The organism is Polyangium sp. 6x1, from assembly GCF_029946515.1.
Lineage (GTDB): Bacteria > Myxococcota_A > Polyangia > Polyangiales > Polyangiaceae > Polyangium.
The window spans coordinates 1-19,811 of sequence record NZ_JARZHH010000033.1; the positions used below are offsets into that span (position 1 = coordinate 1).

Here is a 19,811-nt window from a genome sequence, read left to right on the forward strand (position 1 = left end):
GCCCGCGCCGCCCGCGCCGCCGGTGCCTGCGCCACCGGCGCCACCGGCGCCACCCGCGCCACCCGCGCCACCCGCGCCGCCCATGCCGCCCATGCCGCCCTGGCCGCTGCTGCCGACCTGGCCGAGGCAGGTGCCGATGCCGCCGGGGTACTCCTCCGACTTGTCACACTTCGCGCCCTCGCCGCCGCAGTCGGTGTCATCGCAGCAGAACTTCGCGCACTTGCTGCTGAGGCACGTATTGCCGCCCTGGCAGTAGCCGACGGAGCTGCCGCACTCGGCGCACACCGCCTGCGTGTTCGGCGGATCGTAGCACTCGTAGCCGGTCTGCCCGAAGTCGCAGGCCTGGCCCGCCGTGCAGCCCTCGTTCGTCACCGGGTTGCAGCCGCCGGCGGGCGGCGTGAAGCACGCGCCCTTCGTCGGCGAGTCGGCCGGCGCGGGCCCGTTGCAGGTGTAGTCGGGCGGGGGCGGGAAGCACTCGGTCTCGCACGCGCCCTGGAGGCACATGATGAGGTTGTTGTAGTACTGCGGGTCCATCTCCTCGCACGAGGCGTTGTCGCCCGTGAGGCAGTCGAAGCACCCGAAGGCGCACTCGCTGTTGGCGCACTCGGCGAGCGGCTCGCAGCAGTTGGCCTCGGCGCACTTGCCGCAGTCGTTCTGGTTGAGCAGGCCCGTGCAGGTCGGGTCGAAGGTCGGATCGCACATGCCACCCGACGACGAGCTCTGCGCGACGGAGCTCGAGCTCGACGACACCGACGAGCCCGCGCCGCCTTCGCCCCCGTTGCCGCCGGTGTTCCCCCCGGGGTTCGTTTCGACGGTACAGGCCCACATCGACAGGGCGCCGAAGCCCGCCATCACGAGGAATCCAATCGTTCGCATCGGAAAAGCTCCTACTACACCGACAACAACGGACGTCGCCGGGTCACGAGAGACCTGGGGTTGGCCCCGAGTGCGGGCCGGGCAAACGCGTGGTCGGCAGAGACGACCCGAGCGTGCGCCACTGGTTCGCCTATATCCGAAGTCTCCGCGGGAGCGAAGCAGATGTCGTCGGAAACCGCGGCCTTGCGGGACACCGCGTTTCGACAGGGCCAAACCGCGCTGCGTCGCGTCGCGTTCGTGCTGTGAAAGGCCGAAAAGCGCGGGCCTAGGGTTTGGTCTCGCCCTCGTCCGTGGCGCTCGCGGGCGCGCAGGCGAGGCACTCGAGCCCCTGGATCTCCACGGAGACCTTCTGCGCCACGCCGAGCCCGTACGGGCAGTGCCGGCACTTCGAGTGGCAACAGTAACCGCGCTTCAGGTGGTAGACCGACGTGAAGACGACTTTGTGGTCTTCCTTGTAGAAGTCCACGCCTTCGAGAAGCTGGCTGAACTTGGGAAGCGCTTTCGACAAAGCCACCGCCTCACGGGTCGACGTCGTTCGTTCGATCAAAGCACGAACGACGTCGCCACGGTAGCTCTGTCGAAAGCCCGGTCTCTTCCGCGGGGAAGGACCTTCTCAGCGGTTCACACGCTCGAGGTACTTGCCCTCGGTCGTGTCGACCTTCACCCACTCGCCCTCTTTGACGAAGAGCGGGACGTTGATCACCGCGCCGGTCGAGAGCGTGGCGGGCTTGGTGGCGCCGCTCGCGGTGTCACCCTTCACGCCCGGCTCGCAGGTCGTGATCTGCAGGACGACGCTCAGCGGAATCTCGACGCCGATCGGCTGCTCGTTGAAGAGCGTCACGTCGACGTTCATGCCGTCGGACAGCCACTGGGCGTCGTCGCCGACCTTGTCACCGGGGACGGTGATCTGCTCGCCCGTGCTCTGGTCCATGAACACGAAGTCCCCGCCTTCCGGGTAGATGTACTGGAACGTGCGCGTCTCGACGTTCGCCGGCTCGAGCTTCTCGCCCGACTTGAACGTCCTCTCGAGAACGTTGCCGTTTGCCATGTTCTTCAGCTTCACCCGGGTGAAGGCCTGGCCTTTGCCAGGCTTGACGAACTGGAACTCGATGACGGAGAAGGGGTCCTTGCTCCCATCGAGCATCATCTTGAGGCCTTTACGGATGTCGCTCGTGTCCATGCGGGGCGCTTCCTGGTAGCTTGACTTGGGCGCCCCCCTTAGCACAGGCAAGGGGGTGGCGCACAAGGGGCGAGGCGACTACCCCACCCTGTCTACGCAAGATCATGGATCAATTCGACGACGAGTTACGGGAGATCAAGCGCGAGATCGTCGAGTCCCGCGGGCTCATCATCAAGACGAACAACCTGACGAACGCCCTGGCGGCCGACCTCAAGACGATCTCCAAGCGCCAGCTCGGCTTCGAAAAGCGGGCGTTCTGGAACAGCGCCAGCGCCAACCTGCTCTTCGTCTTGGTCGTGATCGGCGTGGTGAAGCTCGCCTGGGATGCGCGGATCGACTCGGTTCAAGCCGAAACGAAGCAGGCGAAGGACAAGATCGGCAAGCTGGAAGCCGACGTGAAGGAGATGCAGCGCCGGGCCGACGACCGGACGCGAGCGGAGTCGGCGGCGGCGGCTTTCTACGAGCTCGTACGAGCGGGTCGGCGGCAGGAGATCATCGACGGCTTCGAGGCGCTCCGGAAGGAGCCGCTCTCGCGGGCCGAGCTCGCCTTCTTCACGGACGCGGTGGACACCGCGCGCGCCGAGCTCGGCATCAAGAGCTACCAGCTCGGCCTCGACCACCTGCGCACGGGCCGCTGGCACGAGGCGGCCGTCGCGTTCGAGGACGCGATCCGGATGAAGGAGAACGCGGCGCATACGCCCTCGGCGCGGCTGAACCTCGCGCGCGCCTACCGCAAGCTGAACCGCCAGCGCGACGCGATCCCGATGCTGATGCAGCTCTCCGAGGCCTCGCCGGACAAGGAGATCACCGACGACGCGATGTTCCTGCTCTGCGAGTGCCTCGTCGACATCCAGGCCTGGAACGACGCGAAGACCACGCTCCGCGCCTTCATCCGCCGCTTCCCCGACAGCCCGTTCCTGAACGACGCGCGGATGGAGCTCGCGGACATCTCGCTCAAACACTGAGGGCGTTCGTCCGCGTGAAGACGGTTGTGGCGCCCCACGAGGGCGCTACCATCGAGGCATGAGCACTGCCCGGAAGCTCCTCGCGGAGGCTCTCCAGCTCGACGACGAGCAGCGAGCCGCCCTCGCGCTCTCCCTGATGGATTCGCTCTCCCGTCCCGAGCCTCGCGACGAGCCCGCCTGGATCGCGGAGATCGAAAAGAGAGCACGCCACGTCCTCGCCGGCGCGGAGTCGGGCGCCGATGGCGACGAAGTGATCGATCGCATCGCTCACGATCTCGGCTTGTGACGGCGTTACGGATCGGTCCGGAGGCCGAGGTCGAGCTGCGAGAAGCGGCGGCCTGGTACAAGGAGCGGTCGCCCGAGGTCGCGCGACGATTCCTGCGAGAAGTCCGTACGCTGACCAAGGTGGTGGCCCGGATGCCCCTCCGTTTTCCCGTGATCGAGGGGATCGATATCGATCCGCCCGTGCGGCGTGCGCTCGTCGCGGGCTTTCCTTACGCGATGGTATTCATTGTCGCGGACGACGTGGTCCACATCCTGGCGATCGCGCATCAGCAAAGAATGCCTGGATACTGGCGGCATCGACTCGGCCGGGACGAGTAATGGACCATTCGATGGGGATTCGCTTCAGAGCCCCTTGAAAAGCTCCATCGGCCGAAAGACCCGCGCCCGCCACGCCGCCTCGTTGTGCGGCGCCCCCGCTTCCCACCAGTGATACACGTCCGTCTGCAGCGTGTAACCCACAGAAACCAGCACATCCCGCATCTGCGCATTCTCGCAGGCGTTATCGCCGATCTCGACGTCGTCCTCGATCCCGTCGCCGTCCGTGTCCTTGCATTTGGCCTCGTTTTCGGCCTGGCCGAGCGCCGGGTCCCCGCCGCCCGCGTCGAGGTAGAGCACCGCCGCGCGATGGCCGTGCGCGGCATATCGCTCGATCATCGTCTCGTTCTTTGACGTATCGCCCATCTTGCCCCAGCCCATCGTGCCCGACAGGCTCGCCGCGTAATCGTATTCGCCCGGGAAACGGTCGGCGATGTGGAATGCAATGAGCCCGCCGAGCGATGAGCCCATCGTGCCCACCTTCGGCGGCTCGCCATATCGGTCCGCGACGAGCTTGCGTACCGCGCCGTTCACGAAATCCGCATACGCGTCGCCCTTGCCGCCCCAGGGCTCGGCCGTCCCGTTTTCGTCGAGATCGATCACGTCGGGTACGTGCGTGTACTCGTCCATTCGACCGATCCCCGTGTTGTCGATTCCGACGAGCATCATCCCGGCCGGCGCGCTCGCCTGCAGCATCCATCCGCCCCATGCCGCCGCCGGATCGAACAGGTTCTGCCCGTCGTGCACGTAAAGCACGTGCGTCGCCGTGCCCTCCGGCACCCACACGTTCACCGTGCGCTCCGGCATTTGCGCGTCGCCGATCCGGAAGAACCGATCGAGGTGCGCCGCCACCGGCGCGACGAGGCTGATTTGCCCGTTGTCGTCGTACGTGTACGAGCGCGCCCACGGGTCGGCCTCCCAGATCGTCTTGTTCGTGAACTTGTAGCGGCTCCCCGCCGCCACGCCCTTCACGTGCAGCCAGCGAAAGCCCGCGTTGTCGATCTTCATCGGGCTGCCGGCCCAGCCGTCGTGATCGCCCGCGACGAGATCCAGGCTCGGGTTCGTCGAGACGAACAGATTCCCGCCCTCCACCCACACGGGCCATCCGTCGCTCGCGGCGTACTTGTCCATCGCGGCGTCGAGGTCCGCGCGGAGCTCGGCGAGCAGGCCGTCGAGGCTCGTCGCGCTCGATCCACCTTGCCCCGCGCCGCCCATCCCGCCCGCGCCGCCGCTCGCGCCGCCGAGGCCGCCGCCGCCTTGCCCGCCGCCTCCCGTGCCTCCGCCGCTCCCTCCGTCCCCGCAGCCGACGATCACCGCCGCGAGCGCGACGAGCGTGGAGAACAGGAGCCCCGACCCGCGAACACGAGCACCCAAAGAACGAGGGTTCGTCATGACGTACCGCCTCCCGAAGCAACGAACGAAGCTCGGAAGTGTGTGCGTGTCGCTCCGCGAAGGCAACGGGCCGCGGGCGTCAGCGCCTTCGTACGTTGCGTCCCTCGCGCTCCGCTTCCGCGGCTTCTTCCTCGGCGCGACGCTCCTCCTCGGATGCGTCCGTCGTATCGCTCACGTCCACGCGAACTCGGTTCGGCGCGCTCGGATCGCTTCCGTCCTGCACCTCGATCCGCGCGCCTTCAGGCCTGAGCGCTTCGGCGCGGCTGCGGATGACGCCTTTCGCGCGCTCGAGTGAGGCGTGGGCCATCTTGCCCGCCTCGTTCACCTTGCCCGCGGTCTCGCGTAACACCTTGCCGAAGAAGAGCGACAACATCTGCAGCACGAACGGCGCGACCACGCGCACGCCCACGAAGACTGCGAGCTGCGCGACCGTGAGCCCGAACAGAATGAACCCGGCGATCGGCCCGGGGATCACGTCCGATCCCGCGTGCGTTTCGTACTCGCGCGCCCAGCGCTCTTGCCGCTCTTCCCAGCGCTCTTGACGCCTCTCCCAGCGCTCGGCCCTGCGCTCCGCTCTTCGCTCTTCCTTCTCGGCCTTGCGCTCCGCTTTGCGTTCGGCCTTCGTTTCGTGCTTCGCGGCGGGTTTGTCCGGCTTCTTCGACGGCGCCTCGCCGAGCTTCTCGAGGAGCGGCGCGAGCCGGTGCGCGCGTTTGTCCGGGTCCGGTTCGAGCATGGCCACGAGCGCGGCCACGAGCGCAGGGCGGGCCGATCGACCGAGCGCGGCCTCGACGTCGATGGCGAGGCCCTTGTGCGGCAAATCCTCGGGCTGCCGGCCCGTGAGCATCGAGACGGCCGTCGCGCCGATCGCGTAGACGTCGGAGGCGGGCATCGCGCGGCCCTGGAACTGCTCGGGCGCCATGAACCCGAACGTGCCGACCACGGTGCTGCCGCCCTCGGGCTTCATCTTGTCGCGCACCGCGCCGAAATCGATCAGGGCAAACGATCCGTCGGGCCTCCGGAGCACGTTGCTCGGCTTGATGTCGCGGTGCACGACGGGCGGCGCGCGGCCGTGCAGGTAGTCGAGCATCGCCGACGTGTCGCGCAAGAAGCGGAGCACGTCGGCCTCGCCGAGCGTCGCGCCGCGCTTCTGCATCGCGGCAAGGCTCTCGCCCTCGATTTTTTGCGTGACGAGGAAGAGCTCGCCGCCCTCTTCGAAGTGCTCGACGTAGCGGGGCAGGCCCGGGTGCGACAGGCTCGCGAGCACGCGCGCCTCGCGCTCGGCGAGCTCCACCTCTTTCCAGCTCTTCGCGCCGCGCACGCGGAATCGCTTGATCGCGACGGGCTGGCCTTCCTTCTTGTCGACGGCCTCGAACGTCGCCCCTTGCCCGCCCTCGCCGAGGAGGCGCACGACCGCGTATCGACCCTGCCGCAGGTTCTCCGGTGCGTCGTTCATGAAGTCCGCGGGAACGACGATAGCTCAAAAATCGGCCTTGGGTGAAGTCCGATTCGTGGTCTTCTATACCGCTTTTCCAAGTCGTGATAGGAAGGAGCCATGCGAGTACGGAAAAAGAATTGGCTTGGGATGGTCGTGGGCGGTTTGTCGCTCGGGCTCGCGCTCGTGGGCGCGTGTTCGGCGTCGGGCGGGAGCGGGAGCGGCGCGGGCGACGGCGCGGGCGCGACGGGCGCTTCGGGGCAAGGCGGCGCAGGCGCGTCGGGCGGCAATGGCCCCGGCGCGAGCGGGAGCGGCGGCGACATTTTCGTCGGGCCGGGCAGCGGCACGGGCGGCGGGCTCACGGACGCCGATACGTGCGCGAGCGTCTCGTCCGAGGCGCAGGCGGGCAAACAGCCGGCCGATATCATCATCGCCGTCGACACCTCGGGCAGCATGGACGAGGAGATCGCCCAGGTGCAGGCGAACCTGAACAAGTTCGCGCAGATCATCACGGCGAGCGGGATCGACGTGCACGTCGTGATGATCGCGGACGCGACGATGTGCATCCCGGCGCCGCTCGGCAGCGGGGCCTGCAATGGGGCGGACGAGAAGCTGCCGAACTACCGGCACGTCGTGCAGACCGTCGCCAGCACGGACGCGTTCCAGCAGATCCTGGGCACGTATCCGCAATGGAAGGACGTGCTCCGCCCGAACGCCGTGAAGACGATCGCCGTCGTGTCGGACGATAACTCGGACATGGCCGCGAATACGTTCATGAGCCAGCTCCTCGCGCTCGACCCGACGTTCCAGGGCTTCAAGTTCGACGCAATCGTCTCCTTCGAGGGGGGCGATCAATGCGTGTTCCAGTGCGCGTTCAACTGCGCGGCCTGCCCGTTCACCTGCTGCAACAAGCAGTCGCCCCTGTGTGAGCCGATCTCGGCGGAGGAGGGCACGGTCTACAAGCAGCTCGTGCAGCAAACGGGCGGCGTCCTCGGCAACCTCTGCACCCAGAACTTCGACCCGGTCTTCAACAGCATGGCGACTGCCGTCGTCTCGGAGGCGAAGATCTCCTGCGATTACCCGATCCCGACGCCGCCCGACGGCACCTCGATCGACCCGACGAAGGTCAACGTCGTGTACACGAACAGCAATGGCACGAAGACCACGATTTACAACGTCCCGGCGGGTCAGGGCGATTGCGGGAACACGGGCGGCTGGTATTTCGACAGTCCCGTCGCCCCGACGAAGATCACGGTGTGCGCGAACACCTGCGCGGCCTTGCAGGGCGACGCGGGCGGGAAGCTCGAGGTGCTCTTCGGCTGCGAGACGCAGATCAAGCCGCCGGAATGAGCGGGCTCCATCCGCTGGCGGCGCCCACGCGTTTCGCCGGATCCGCGAGCCGTCAAGACCCGCGCACGAAACGCAATTGCGTCCCAGGCCGTCGCCGCGCGAGCGCGCCGAGCGACGAGCGCCGCACCACGGCGAGGACTGGATAGCCGCCCGTCGTCGGATGATCCGGCCCGAGCACGATGGGCGTGCCGTCCGTCGTGACCTGCACCGCGCCACGAAGCATTGGAATGGGCAGGGCGAGATCGGGCCGATCCCGCGGGATCTTCGCGCCTTCGAGCCTTTGCCCCACCCGATCGCCGAGCCGCGAGACGGTGAATGTCGACGCGAGGAGCACGTCGAGCGCGTCCGCGGGAAAACGGCTCCGGTGCGGGCCCTCGTCGATCACGATCGTCACGATTTCGCTGTCCGCGGGCGGCTCGAAAGGGCGTGAAGGCTGCGCGGCGGCTCGATCGGGATCCCCCACGGGCACGACGTCCCGCCGCCGGAGCGCGCGTCCTTTCGCGCCGCCGAGCCGCGCCACGAGCAGCGTCGCCCGCGCGCCGAGCGCCACGGGCACGTCGATCCCGCCGCGCGCCGCGAGATAGCGCACGGCGTGGGGGCCTTCCTCGACGCGGAACGAGTCTCCATCCGCGAGGTGAACCGGCGCCGCGCCGTCCACCGAAATCGATACGTCTCCCCGCGCTCGCATCGAGAGCGCGCCGAGCGGCACCTCGATCGCCGCTGCATCGCGCGCATTGCCCACCGCCTCGTTCGCGGCTGCGTGCGTCTCCGGATCGAGCGGCCCCGACGGCGGGAGCCCCCGCGCGAGTTGCCCGGCGCGGCCCCCGTCCTGCACCGTCGCGCACGCCGGCGCGGCTTCGATGACGAGCGCGCGTGGAGATTGTTCATTTTGGACAACCTCCTTCCGCGCTGGCTCTGCCGACACCTCGCTCGCCGCGACGGGCTCGAACCGCACCCGATCCCCCGGCGCGAACAGAATCGGCGGATCGCGGCCGGGATCGAACAACGAGGCCCCGGGCGCACGGCCGAGCAGGTTCCAGCCCCCGGGCGAATCGAACGGATAAATTCCGGTGAACGTCCCCGCGATGCCGACGCTCCCTGTCGGTACACGCGGGCGCGGCGAGCCTCGGCGCGGCAAGACCAGGCGCGCATCGATGGGCCCGCAATACCCGAATCCCGGCAAGAACCCCACGAGCTCGACCGTGACCTCACGCTCCGCATGCAGGCGCACGACAGCGTCCGTCGACACGCCGAGCGTGCCCGCGACCGCTTCCAGATCCGGCCCGTCGTAGACCACGGGGATCACGTGGGTTCGTCCGGACACATGCCCCCCGGCTGCGCCGGAGGTCGCGGCCTCGATCGTCCGGACAACCTCGTCCGAATACGCTACATTTGCCACGACGACCACGCCGCCGCCGACCACCACGTCGCTCCCTGGAAAAACCTCCCGCAAGGCCGCGGCCGCCGCGTGCGTTCGCGCGGCGCGATCCGGCGCATTCTCCACGCCGAGGTCGACGTACACCGCGGATTCCCCGTACGGCAGGAGCACCGCCGCGCCGCTCACGCTCGCCCCCGCGATTCGAGGTGCCCCGCCGCCGCGAGCGCCTCGCGCACGGCGCGCGCAATCGTGAGCGCGCCGGGCGTATCCCCGTGCACGCAGAGCGTCTCGAACGTGCCCGCGCCCGCGAGCCGCAATGCCTGCGCCCGCGCCGCCGCCGGATCCGTGATCAATGCGCCTTGTTGTGTGCGTGGCACGAGCTTCCCATCCGGCCCGTAGGCCCGATCGGCGAACCCCTCCCGCAGATACGCGCGCCCCTTGGCCGCCGCGAGCCGGGCGAGCGCGCCCTCGGGCGGACCCACGAGCGCCACCTGCGCACCGAGCCCCGCGTCAATCCCGAGGGCCACGGCCGCCGCGATTGCGGGATCTCGCGCCGCGTCGTGGTAAAGCGCGCCGTGCGGCTTCACGGCCTCGATCGTCATGCCCACCCGCCGCGCCACTCGTGCGAGCGCCTCGACCTGCGACCGCACCGACGCCGTGAGCTCCGCGCTCGTCATCACGACGCTCGTCCGGCCAAACCCGGCGCGGTCCGGGTACGACGGATGGGCGGCGAGCCGGGCGCCTGCATGGAGCGCGAGCTCGCACGCCCGCTCCATCGAGGCCTCGTCGCCCGCGTGCCCGCCGCACGCCACGTTGACCATCGTCGCGATCGAATAAAATTCCTCGGGCTCGCCCGGTAGCTCGCCGAGGTCCACGTTCAACGATATGGCCATGCTCCCCTCACCATGCCATTCTAATCCGAACGCACCACGGTCCACGTGAGCGCGTGCCAGAACGCGCCCGCCGCGATGCCCGGCTGCGCGCCGACGGCGATGAGCGTGAACGCCCGCCCGTCCTCGAAATCGTCTTGCGTGACGCCGCCCCGCGCGAGGGCCGCGTCGAGTGGCGCCGCCGAGGTCTTCACGAGCTGCCCGGGCACGAACGTGAGGATCTCCGCCTGCGCGATCGACCCCAATTCGAACCGCGCGAGCTGCCGGAACGGCGGAAACGGCCCGACGGCGCCTGCCGTGAGCGAGGGCGCGAGCTGCTGCGGCATTCCGCCCTCGGTCCCGGGCACGAGCCGCACGTCGACGGGAGGCATCGGCTGCGCCGCGTGCGCAGCCTGCAGCGAGAGGTTTCCCTCGGCCGTCACGCGCGACATGGCCGCCGCGAGCAGGCCCGGATTGGGCGTGTCCGCCGAATACGTCGCGCCGCACGCCTCCTTTTCGAGCGGTCCGGTATGACCGGGCCCGCCGACACAGCCCGTCGGCACGAGCAAGAGGCTGCGCTTGGCGACGAACGCCGACGCCGGAATCACCGCGACCGGCGCCACCACGACGCCCGCGGGCGCATTGCCCCCGGTCAGCGCCGCGCAGCCGAGATCCTTGGTCTTCGCGAGGTCACCGGCGATCACGTGCAAATACACGTCCGCGTCCGCGGGCAAGACCGTCGCCGGATCGACCCGCGAGGCCGCGGCGAACGCGAGCCCCGAGGACCCGGCCGGAACCGGCGCGGGATCGCCGCCGTCGGGGTAGGGGACGAAGCAGAGCCGGATCGCCTCGTGATCGTTCACGCCATTGACGATCGTGAGCACGGGCGGCCCGTCGGGCTCGGGCACGACCTCGACGCCGCCGCCGCCTGCGCCCCCGCCGCCGCCCGTGCCGCTCGACGACGACGCGCTCGAAGAAGCGCTCGTCGAGGGCTCGGGCGGGGCATCCGTGCCCTCGGCGCAGCCTGCTCCGAGGCCGAATACGAAGGGCACGAGGGCGGCGAGGAGGATCGTTGTGTGGCGAGGGAGCGCGGTCATGCGCCGAGTTTAGCGCGCGCCGGGGGATTCAGCGTCGGATCGAGTAGAGGAAGCTCGCCTTGGGCTGCCGGAGCCATCGGTCGGTGATCGTCTTCTTCAGATCCGCGTACGCGCCGGGCGCATCCACGTATTTCGCGACGAGCGCATCGGCCCCGGGTTTGTCGCCGCTGCCCTTGATCTTCGCCACGATTCCCATGAGCTTCTTGCTCGCGGCGGGGAACGCGTCGAGCTTCACGGACATGCAGCCCAAATCAGAGCCATTCTGCGCTTTTTCGTTCGCGTTCCACACGAGGACGCCCTCGTCGAGCAAGAAGCCCACCTGGATCGCCGAGAGCTGGCTGTAGTTCAGGGGGTGCTTCGTCTCGTCGTACATCCCGCGCGAGATGTGGCCGAAGGACCAGGCGATGTCCCGCACGTGCGCGAGGTTCGCCTTGTTCTTGTCGATCACGCCCCGCTCGGCGAGCCAATCCGCGAAATAAAGCGCCGCCGACTGGGCCTTGAGCTCCTCCAGCGTGCTCGCGAGCGGCCCGCCGAAGACCTCGCTGTCGATCTTGCCGTTCACCGCATACTGATGCGAAGGCCCGAGGTTGTGCGCCGCCTCGTGCAGGACCGTGCTCATGAGCTGCGGCCCCGGATCATCCGTGTACGACGCCATCGTCTGCGCGCAGAACACGGACGCGGCGAGCCCGTGCTGCGACGCGATGCTGTCCGGATCGGTATAAAAATTCGTCATCGCGACCGTGCGGCCGCGCCCCTCGTTGCCCACGGGGCCGAAGTTCGGCAGGCTCTGCCCGATCGTCGCGCCAAACGCATCCCGCGAGTCGCCTGCGTTCAGGATGACCGTGATGAAATCGGGCAGCTTGAAGGAGACCTTCTGCGCCGCGTACGGCGGGCCGGCGAGCGCCGCGAGCGCCTGCTCCATGTCCTGCTTGAGCGGATCGAGCTTCTCCTTCCATTCGATCGAGCTTTGGTCGATCCGCGCGAAGCTCACGTGGAAGCCCGCCTTCTCGCTGCACGGCTCGAAATACGTCTCGTCCGGGCCGATGCGCAGATACCATTTCGAGTTGAACGTGCTCATCCGCGCCCAGGCCTCGTCCGCCTCGAACCAGCTCCCGTCCCGGAACGCCTTCGCGGCCGCCCGCAGATACGCCTGGAACGAGGCCTCGTCCGGATTCGTGATCGCCTCGGCCGCCGCGTCGAGCTCGCGCGCCACGGCCTGCATGTCGTTCTCGTAGGCGCGGTGGTACGGCACGGCCTTGAGCGCGTCGCCCTCGCCCGTCACCACGACGAACGGATTCATGAGCGCGCGGCCGTCCGGGCGCGCCGCGAGCGCCTTGCAGAAATCGGGGTTCGATTGCAGCGCCGCCGGATAAAGCCCCGACGGCACGCGCTTCTCCTCGCCCGGCTGCCGCGGGAACGCATAACAATTGACGTCGCCCTTCGTCGCCGGCGCCTCGCATTGCGGGCCCTGGTTTCTGTAGAAGAGCCGCCGGCTCGCCGGATCGTCCGCGGGGACCTTCGACGCGAGCGAGAGCGTGCCGGTCTGCTTCTGGTAGATCTTCTCGACGAGCCGCGCCGCCGCGAGGATGTGGCCCACGATCGCCCGATCCTCGTCGGTCGCGGCGCGCGCGGAGAAGTCCGAGGCGACGAGCGTCGGCCGGCCCGCTTCGAGCTCACGGAGGACGGCCTTGCGGCGCTCGGCCTCGCCGGGCGCGAGGCCCGCGAGCTTCGGCCCGTTCTTCACGAAGTCCACGATCGAGGCGTACGCCTGGCCGAACGTCGGGTTGAAGGCGCCGGACGAGACCCAGTGGATCTCCTCCGTCTGCGTCGGGCCCCAGAGCACCGCGAGCTCGTTCGGATCGAGGGTCTTGTCCTGATCCGCGTCCTCGCTCCAGAAGAGCGGCAGATCGAGGTCGACCGCGGCGCGATTGAAGTCCGCGCGAGGGACCGCATCGAACGTGGCCAGCCAGACCCCGTCCGGCGAGACGGCCGGCGGCGCGCCGCCACACGAGGCCGAGAGCGCGAAGACCAACGGAAACGCGAGGCGAGGCCAGGAAAAACGCATGCGCCCTTCTATCACGGGGGGCGCGGAAGTAGGCTTGCCAAAGCCCCGTGACCGCACGCGATTCGAAGCCCCTCCGCCTCACCCGCTCCGCCGCCGCCTCCGTTCGTCGAGGTCATCCCTGGGTGTACCGCGAAGGCCTCACCCGGCCCCCCAAGCTCGATTCAGGCACGGCCGTCTCGCTCGCGAGCGAGGAGGGCGAGCCGCTCGGCGTGGGCCTCTGGGACGCAACGTCCCCCATCGCCGTGCGCGTCTTCGGCCAGCACGGGCGCATGGACGAGCGCGCGCTGCTCGAGCGGATCGAGCGCGCGTTCGCCCGCCGCGCGCCGTTCGTCGGGCCCGACACCGACGCCTACCGCCTCTGCAACGGCGAAGGCGACCACCTGCCCGGCCTCGTGATCGACAGGTACGCGCACGTCGCGATCGTCCGCCTCGACGGCGATCACCTCGACCCCTGGATCGACAAGCTCGCGCCGAAGCTCGCGCGCGTGCTCACCGGGCTCGGCGTGCGCAGCGTCGCGCTCCGCCGCGCCCGCGACGAGGCCGGCGACCGGCGCATCCGACCGCTCGCCGGCGACGAGCCCGAGGACCGCGTGATCGTCCGCGAGAACGGCATGGCGATGGAGGTCGACCTCGCGCACGGCCAGAAGACGGGCGCGTTCCTCGATCAACGCGACAACCGCGCCCGCGTCCGCGCGTTCGGCGCCCGCCGCGCCCGCGCGCTGAACCTCTACAGCTACGCGGGCGGCTTCTCGGTCGCGGCCGCGCTCGGCGGCGCCAAGCACGTGACGTCGGTCGACGTCGCCGCCGCCGCGCACGCCACGGCGCAACGCTCGTTCCGCGCGAACGGGCTCGACCCGGCGAACCACGCGTTCGTCACGGCCGACGCTTTCGCCTTCCTCGAAGCCGCGGCGCGACGCGGCGACAGGTTCGACCTCATCGTCTCGGATCCGCCGAGCTTCGCGCCGAACGAACGAACGAAGCCGCGCGCGCTCACCGCGTACCGCAAGCTGCACGGCGCGCTCGCGAAGGTGCTCGCGCCGGGGGGGTTGCTCTGCGCGGCGTCGTGCTCGAGCCACGTCTCGGCCGAGGACTTCCTCGGCACGCTCGACGACGCCGCGCTCGGCCGGGACGATCTTTCGCTCGTGGCCATGCACGGCCAGCCACCCGATCACCCCACGCTGCCCGCGTGGTTCGAAGGCCGGTACCTGAAGTTCGCGGTCCTCGCCTGACGGTTCGTCCGCGCGAACCCGTTGGGCCTGAAACCATCAGGAGCGCCGCTCAGAAGCCAGGATCACGCACCTTGGGCAGGTTGTCCTGGCTGCCCGGCTTCGTGGTGCCGGTGCTCTTCGTCGTCGGCGATTTCGCCGTGCCGGCCCCGGTGGGCGTCGTCGTGGCCTTCGTCGTCGCGGCGCCCGGGCTGTGCGTCGCGGGGTTCGTCGTCGCGCTCGTCGCGGGCGTCGCGCTCGTGACGGGCGGCGGGACGGGGGTCGGCGTGGGCGTGGGCGCCGGGGGCGCCAGCGTGGTGGCGGTGGGTTGCGTCGCGGGTTCGGTCGTCGTCGAGCTTTGCGAGAACGCGAGGACCGCGCCGCCGATCGCGAGCGCGCCGATCGCGCCGAACACCACGGCGAGCTTCTTCTTGCCGCCGCCGGTGAAGGCCGCGATGTCGTCGACGTCGGCGACGATCGCGGCCGCCGTCGGTGACGAGGGCGCGCCTTGTGCGCTGATCCCGCCGGGCACGAGGCTCGCGCGGCCGTGCGCGATCGTGGCGATGTCGGGGATCGATCCGGGCGGCGGCGGGATCGACTGCAACCCCGGCGGGATCGTGGGCAGGTGGTTGCCGAGCAGCCCCGGCGGGATCGTCCCGCCGTTCGCCCGCGCTTGCGCGAGCAGCGCGGCGCGTTGCGCCTTGAGCTGCTCGCGTTGCTCGGCGCGCTCGTCGGCGAGCTTGAGGCCGTCGCGGATCGCCGTGCGTCGCTTCTCGGCGCGCTCGCCGAGCATCGACTTCACGAACGTGACCACGTCGTCGTCGGGCTGCCCCGCGAGCTTGAGCTCCGCGATCCCGCGGTCGATCGCGCGTGCGAACTCGGCCATCGACGCGTAGCGATCGCCGGCGTCCTTCGCGAGCGCCTTCATGACGATCTCGTTCAGGAGCGGCGGGCAGCTCGGCATCGCCGAGATGAGCGACGGCGCCGGATCTTTGTCGCAGATCCGTCGCAGCGTGATCATGTCGTTGTCGCCGCGGAACGGGTGCTTCGAGGCGAGGAGCTGGTAGAGCACGATGCCGAGCGCGAAGACGTCCGTGCGGCGATCCACGGCCTTGCCGAGCGCCTGCTCGGGCGACATGAACGGCACCTTGCCCTTCAGCTGGCCGTCCTTCGTTGCGCCCGTGTCCGAGACGGCCGTGGCCTTGGCGACGCCGAAGTCCACGATCTTCACGACGCCGTCGTACGTGACGAGGATGTTCTGCGGCGAGACGTCGCGGTGCACGAGCCCCACGAGATCGCCGGCTTCGTCCCGCAGCTCGTGCGCGGCGTGGAGCCCGAGCGCCGCGTTGAGGCAGATGCGGAGCGCGATCAGCATCGGGACGCCGCCCTTTTGCCGCGACGCGCGCGCGAGCTGGCTGAGCGGCTCGCCGTCGATCCACTCCATCACGATGTAGATCAGCCCGTCCTGCTCGCCGAGATCGAGGATCTCGCAGACGTGCGGATGACGGATGCGCGAGGCGAGGCCTGCCTCCGCCAGGAACATCTCCTCGAACTGCGGATCCTGCGACAGCTCGGGCAGCATCGTCTTGACCGCGACGATCTTCTGGAAGCCGCGCGTGCCCTTCATGCGCGCGGCCCACACGACGGCCATACCGCCCTGCGCGATCGGCACGAGTAGCTCGTACCGTCCCAGCGTGTGCCCCGCCCCCACGTCCCCGAGCGAGCTCATGCGTCCCCCCTCAAAGCCCCGCACGCGTACAAAACGGGGCCGTCCGAGCTCCTCGCCCGATCTCGCAGCTCGTACCTCGCCGGACCCTGCACGATGTCGAAGGTCAGGATCGCAGAAGGACGGCCGCGCCTCAAGAAGATCGCAACAAGCCGTCCGTGTCGAAACTCTGCGTCCGGCCCAGCAAAAACCGCACGATCGCCTCTGCCTTCGGCACGAGCGTCGTCACCTCGATGCGCTCCTCGTGCGTGTGAAAGCCCGAGCCTCGCGGCCCGAGACCATCGATGGACGGAATGCCGAGCGCCGCGGTCGTCGCCGCGTCCGAGCCTCCACCCACGAGCGGCGCCTCTCCGTCCCCGAGCCCCGCGGCCCGCGCGCACGCGGCGTACGCCTCGTAGAGCGCTGCGGACGCAGCCGTGCGCTCGAGCGACGATCGCGCGATGCCGCCCGTCACCGTCACGGTCGTCCCTGCGATCGCCGCTTCCTTCGCGGCCTCCGCGAGCGCGGCGAAGAGCGCGTCTCCGTCGGCGCGCCGCTCGTAGCGGAAGTCGAGCTCGGCCTCGGCCCGATCGGGCACGGTGTTTTTCGACTGCCCGCCGCGGATCGTCCCCACGTTCACGGTCACGCCGCGCGCGTAGTCCGTGAGCTTCTGCGCGTGCTCGATGAACCGCGCGAGCGCCCAGATCGCATTCGCGCCGTCCGCATGCGCATTGCCCGCGTGCGCCGCTTTTCCCGTGGCGACGACACGCGCGCTGCCCGTGCCCTTGCGCTGCGTGATCACGAGATCCTTCGCGCGCCCCGCCTCGAAGACGAGCGCTGCGCTCGCGCCCGCGAGCTCCTCGGCGATCACGTGTTGCCCCTCGGGCGAACCGACCTCTTCGTCCGAAACGATCACCACGCGGATCGGCACGCGCGCGAGCACGCCCACGTGCGCGAGCGCGCGCAGCGCTTCGATCACCACGACGAGCCCGCCCTTCATGTCGAGCACCCCGGGGCCCCGCGCGATCGTCCCCTCGCGCCGGAATCCCTCGAAAGTGCCGGGCGGAAAGACCGTATCGAGGTGCCCCACGATCGCCACGCATCCCGCCGCCGATCGCTCCGCCGCCTCCGTCCTCGCGACCCAGTGCGGCGCATACCGAGCGCTCGCGTGGGACCGCACCGAGCTCACGCCGGAGATCGTGCCGAGCTCCGCCGCGAGCATCTCGCCCACGCGCGTCCCGCCCGGCACGTTGTCCGTGAACGAATTCACGCTGACGAGCGCTTCGAGCAGCAAAAGCGCCGCTTCTTGCCGCGCACGAAGATGCGCCTTCGCCGCCTCGATCATGCGCGGAGCTTCGTCCAAAACACCCGGATTGACGAGCCCCTAGCGCCTTGCCGATGTGACGATGTGCGTTATATTACATGGAATCAGGGCGAGGCGCGGTTGTTGGTTGGGGCGGGGGGCGCGGCCGAATGAATTTGCTCCACACGCTGGAAATCCACGCATCGCAGATCTTCGTGGGCATGAGCGTCTTCGGCTTGAGCCTCGTGCTCAGCCTGGCGGCCGTGGCGCTCGTGATCGTCCGACTCGGCCCCGACCATTTCGAGCCGACGCGGGGCCCGGGGCGTTTTCTCGCCGATCGTCCGGCCTGGCAGCGCGCCCTCGGGATCGCCGGCAAGAACCTGCTCGGGTTTTTCCTGGTCATTCTCGGGATCCTGATGTCCCTGCCCGGCGTGCCAGGACAAGGGCTGCTCACGATCTTCATCGGCCTCGTCCTGCTCGACGTCCCCGGCAAACGCGCGATCGAGCGGCGGATCATCGCGGTGCCGGCGGTGTTGCGCGCGTGCAACCGACTGCGGGCTCGCTTCGACAAACCGCCGTTCACCTTAACGTCGGGGCGGCGCGCGAAAGAACGCGACGAGCTCGCGGACGAACGGATCGGGCTCGGATTCCAGCCGCGCGAGGGCGTCGGCGCGGGGAAGATCCCCCACGAAGAGCGCTCGAAAGGCCCGCTTCAACGCGACACGTGATTCGAGCGGCACGCCCGTCCGTTCGAGCCCCACGCGGTTCAATGCCCGCACGCGCGCCCGGTTCCCCTCGGCGATCACGAACGGCGGCACGTCGCGCTCCACCATCGACCCGCCCGCGAGGAACGAGCGCGCGCCCACCCGGACGAACGGCGCCACCGCCACGTGACCGCCGGTCACCACGTGATCGTCGAGCACGACGTGCCCCGCGAGCAACGTGCCGTTCGCGAGCGTGACGCGATCGCCGACGATCGCATCGTGCGCGACGTGCACACCCACCATGAAGAGCCCCGCGCTCCCGATGCGCGTGACGCCGCCGCCGTGGCCGGTGCCACGATGCGCCGTCACGTGTTCGCGAAACACGTTGTCGTCGCCCACGACGAGCGTGGTCGGCTCGCCCGCGTAGCGCCGATCCTGCGGCGCGCCCCCGAGCACCGCGAACGAATGGACGACGTTGCGACGCCCGATCCGGCTGCCCGCCGCGATCACCGCGTGCGCCTCGACGCGGCAGCCGTCGCCGATCTCGCAGTCGCCCTCGATCACGGCGAACGGGCCGACGACGACGCCTTCGCCGAGCTTCGCCCCAGGATCGACGTGCGCGAGCGGATGGATCGAGACGGCCACGGGCGGCGCATTCTCGTGACGGGCGACGCGCTTGGCAAGGCGAACGCCTCGAAGAACGACGCGCCGCGCGAGGACCGGCCGGCCGAAGCTGGCAAAACGCCTCGCGCGGCCGCGGGATCCGTCACTGGTTCGAGAAGTGGAACCGGGCCGTCACGGTCGCCGTGATCGTGAGCTCGCCCGGCTCGACCGTCGTCGCGCGCCTCAAGCTCGCGATGCCCTCCCCCAGGAAGATCGGTGACAGGCGCCCCTCTGCGCCATCCATGCTGTGCAGCCCGAGCAACCGGACGCCCGCCGAGGCCGCGAGGATCTTCGCGTTCCGCTCCGCGTCCACGGCCGCGAGGTGCAGCGCCTTGGCCTGCGCTTCCTCCGGCCGCGCGAGGAAAAACGAGACGCCCTGCACCAGGTTCGCGCCCGCGCCGACGCCCGCGTCGATGACCTTCGCCGCCAGCGTCCCGAGCTCCGCCGCCTCTGCGAGGCGCAGCGTGACGGACAGCGTGTTCTGCGCGCGATATCCGACGATCTTCGGCGCGCGGCCGCCCTGGGGCTCGTCGTGGACCGGCTGGATCTGCAGCGTCTCCGTCTGCAGCGTGAGCCCGTCGAGGCCGAGCTTCTCGATCGTGCTCGTCAGGTGCGTCATCTTGCGGGCGAGCTCGGTCTGCGCCTGCTCCAGCGTCTTCGTCCGGACCTCGACGCCGAGCTCGGCGCGCATCGCGTCGGGCTTCGCCACGATTTCGCCCTGGCCGCCCGTCGTGATGAGCTCCGTGAGCTGCTCTTGCAGGACGATGTTCGCCCGCCCCTTCTCGCCCTCCTGCACCTCGGCGCGGAGCTTCGCCCCAGCCTTGGCGCGCAAGGGCGCGCGCGGCGAGAGGAACGACTGGACGCCGAGCGCCACGCCCGCGAGCCACGAACCGCCCTGGAGAAGTTTCGCCATTGCCATGAGGTCCCCCTTTCCCTTCGCGCAGCCGTGTTTTCGCGCGCGACGTTCACGCGACGGACGAGCCGTCCCATGCTTCGAAGCGAGCATGGGGCCCGAGCCGCGCTCCGA

General features: G+C 69.6%; 17 protein-coding genes and 1 pseudogene. 5 read left to right on the plus strand and 13 right to left on the minus strand.

Going from position 1 to position 19,811, the window contains the following annotated elements; all coding sequences use genetic code 11:
• The 3 genes and pseudogenes from QHF85_RS27580 to efp form a co-directional block, all read right to left on the minus strand.
• Positions 1-876, minus strand: a pseudogene (locus QHF85_RS27580) (hypothetical protein); the annotation flags it as partial.
• 265 nt (positions 877-1,141) lie between these two features.
• Entirely contained in the window at positions 1,142-1,390 is a 249-nt protein-coding gene (locus tag QHF85_RS27585; protein WP_281330316.1) for a DUF5522 domain-containing protein, read from the minus strand.
• A 99-nt stretch (positions 1,391-1,489) separates the two neighbouring features.
• Positions 1,490-2,056 carry an elongation factor P gene (efp, locus tag QHF85_RS27590; RefSeq protein WP_281330317.1) on the minus strand — a complete coding sequence of 189 codons (567 nt, stop codon included), beginning with the start codon at positions 2,054-2,056 and terminating at the stop codon, positions 1,490-1,492.
• Between the two features lie 104 nt (positions 2,057-2,160).
• On the opposite strand from efp, the gene QHF85_RS27595 reads away from it, so the two are divergent.
• The 3 genes from QHF85_RS27595 to QHF85_RS27605 are packed head-to-tail and all read left to right on the plus strand — an operon-like array spanning position 2,161 to position 3,624.
• Positions 2,161-3,021, plus strand: a complete 861-nt coding sequence (locus tag QHF85_RS27595) for a tetratricopeptide repeat protein (protein ID WP_281330318.1) — start codon at positions 2,161-2,163, stop codon at positions 3,019-3,021.
• Between the two features lie 58 nt (positions 3,022-3,079).
• The gene (locus QHF85_RS27600) at positions 3,080-3,307 is read left to right on the plus strand and encodes an addiction module protein (protein WP_281330319.1); all 228 of its coding nucleotides are present in this window, start codon (positions 3,080-3,082) and stop codon (positions 3,305-3,307) included.
• Complete coding sequence (locus QHF85_RS27605) at positions 3,304-3,624, plus strand: type II toxin-antitoxin system RelE/ParE family toxin (protein ID WP_281330320.1); 321 nt, start codon at positions 3,304-3,306, stop codon at positions 3,622-3,624. The genes QHF85_RS27600 and QHF85_RS27605 overlap by 4 nt, the downstream gene beginning before the upstream one ends.
• 24 nt (positions 3,625-3,648) lie before the next feature.
• On the opposite strand, the gene QHF85_RS27610 is transcribed toward QHF85_RS27605, so the two are convergent.
• Together QHF85_RS27610 and QHF85_RS27615 are read right to left on the minus strand one after the other, a co-directional pair.
• Positions 3,649-5,013: an alpha/beta hydrolase-fold protein gene (locus tag QHF85_RS27610; protein ID WP_281330321.1), complete on the minus strand. Its 1,365-nt coding sequence runs from the start codon at positions 5,011-5,013 to the stop codon at positions 3,649-3,651.
• Between the two features lie 79 nt (positions 5,014-5,092).
• Positions 5,093-6,466: a serine/threonine-protein kinase gene (locus tag QHF85_RS27615; RefSeq protein WP_281330322.1), complete on the minus strand. Its 1,374-nt coding sequence runs from the start codon at positions 6,464-6,466 to the stop codon at positions 5,093-5,095.
• A 99-nt stretch (positions 6,467-6,565) separates the two neighbouring features.
• Between QHF85_RS27615 and QHF85_RS27620 the strand changes: the two genes are divergently transcribed.
• On the plus strand, positions 6,566-7,795 hold the full coding sequence (locus tag QHF85_RS27620; RefSeq protein WP_281330323.1) for a vWA domain-containing protein: 1,230 nt from the start codon (positions 6,566-6,568) through the stop codon (positions 7,793-7,795).
• 52 nt (positions 7,796-7,847) lie between these two features.
• Here the strand turns inward: QHF85_RS27620 and QHF85_RS27625 are convergent, their stop codons facing one another.
• The 4 genes from QHF85_RS27625 to QHF85_RS27640 are packed head-to-tail and all read right to left on the minus strand — an operon-like array spanning position 7,848 to position 13,204.
• Positions 7,848-9,359 carry a carboxyltransferase domain-containing protein gene (locus QHF85_RS27625; protein ID WP_281330324.1) on the minus strand — a complete coding sequence of 504 codons (1,512 nt, stop codon included), beginning with the start codon at positions 9,357-9,359 and terminating at the stop codon, positions 7,848-7,850.
• Positions 9,356-10,066 carry a LamB/YcsF family protein gene (locus QHF85_RS27630; RefSeq protein ID WP_281330325.1) on the minus strand — a complete coding sequence of 237 codons (711 nt, stop codon included), beginning with the start codon at positions 10,064-10,066 and terminating at the stop codon, positions 9,356-9,358. Before QHF85_RS27630 ends, QHF85_RS27625 begins: the two co-directional genes overlap by 4 nt.
• A 20-nt stretch (positions 10,067-10,086) precedes the next feature.
• Positions 10,087-11,139: a hypothetical protein gene (locus tag QHF85_RS27635; RefSeq protein ID WP_281330326.1), complete on the minus strand. Its 1,053-nt coding sequence runs from the start codon at positions 11,137-11,139 to the stop codon at positions 10,087-10,089.
• A 28-nt stretch (positions 11,140-11,167) separates the two neighbouring features.
• Positions 11,168-13,204, minus strand: a complete 2,037-nt coding sequence (locus QHF85_RS27640; protein ID WP_281330327.1) for a hypothetical protein — start codon at positions 13,202-13,204, stop codon at positions 11,168-11,170.
• A 47-nt stretch (positions 13,205-13,251) separates the two neighbouring features.
• On the opposite strand from QHF85_RS27640, the gene QHF85_RS27645 reads away from it, so the two are divergent.
• Entirely contained in the window at positions 13,252-14,433 is a 1,182-nt protein-coding gene (locus tag QHF85_RS27645; RefSeq protein ID WP_281330328.1) for a class I SAM-dependent rRNA methyltransferase, read from the plus strand.
• A 49-nt stretch (positions 14,434-14,482) separates the two neighbouring features.
• Here the strand turns inward: QHF85_RS27645 and QHF85_RS27650 are convergent, their stop codons facing one another.
• The 4 genes from QHF85_RS27650 to QHF85_RS27665 all read right to left on the minus strand — a co-directional run bounded on the left by QHF85_RS27650 (position 14,483) and on the right by QHF85_RS27665 (position 19,703).
• A complete protein-coding gene (locus QHF85_RS27650) occupies positions 14,483-16,138 on the minus strand; it encodes a serine/threonine-protein kinase (protein ID WP_281330329.1) in 1,656 nt (551 codons plus the stop codon).
• Positions 16,139-16,268: 130 nt separating this feature from the next.
• Positions 16,269-17,459 (minus strand): M20/M25/M40 family metallo-hydrolase, encoded by a 1,191-nt coding sequence (locus tag QHF85_RS27655; RefSeq protein ID WP_281330330.1) that lies wholly within the window; start codon positions 17,457-17,459, stop codon positions 16,269-16,271.
• A 542-nt stretch (positions 17,460-18,001) separates the two neighbouring features.
• Positions 18,002-18,766: an acyl-ACP--UDP-N-acetylglucosamine O-acyltransferase gene (gene lpxA, locus QHF85_RS27660; protein ID WP_281330331.1), complete on the minus strand. Its 765-nt coding sequence runs from the start codon at positions 18,764-18,766 to the stop codon at positions 18,002-18,004.
• A 121-nt stretch (positions 18,767-18,887) separates the two neighbouring features.
• On the minus strand, positions 18,888-19,703 hold the full coding sequence (locus QHF85_RS27665; RefSeq protein ID WP_281330332.1) for an SIMPL domain-containing protein: 816 nt from the start codon (positions 19,701-19,703) through the stop codon (positions 18,888-18,890).
• Between the last annotated feature and the right edge of the window lie 108 nt (positions 19,704-19,811).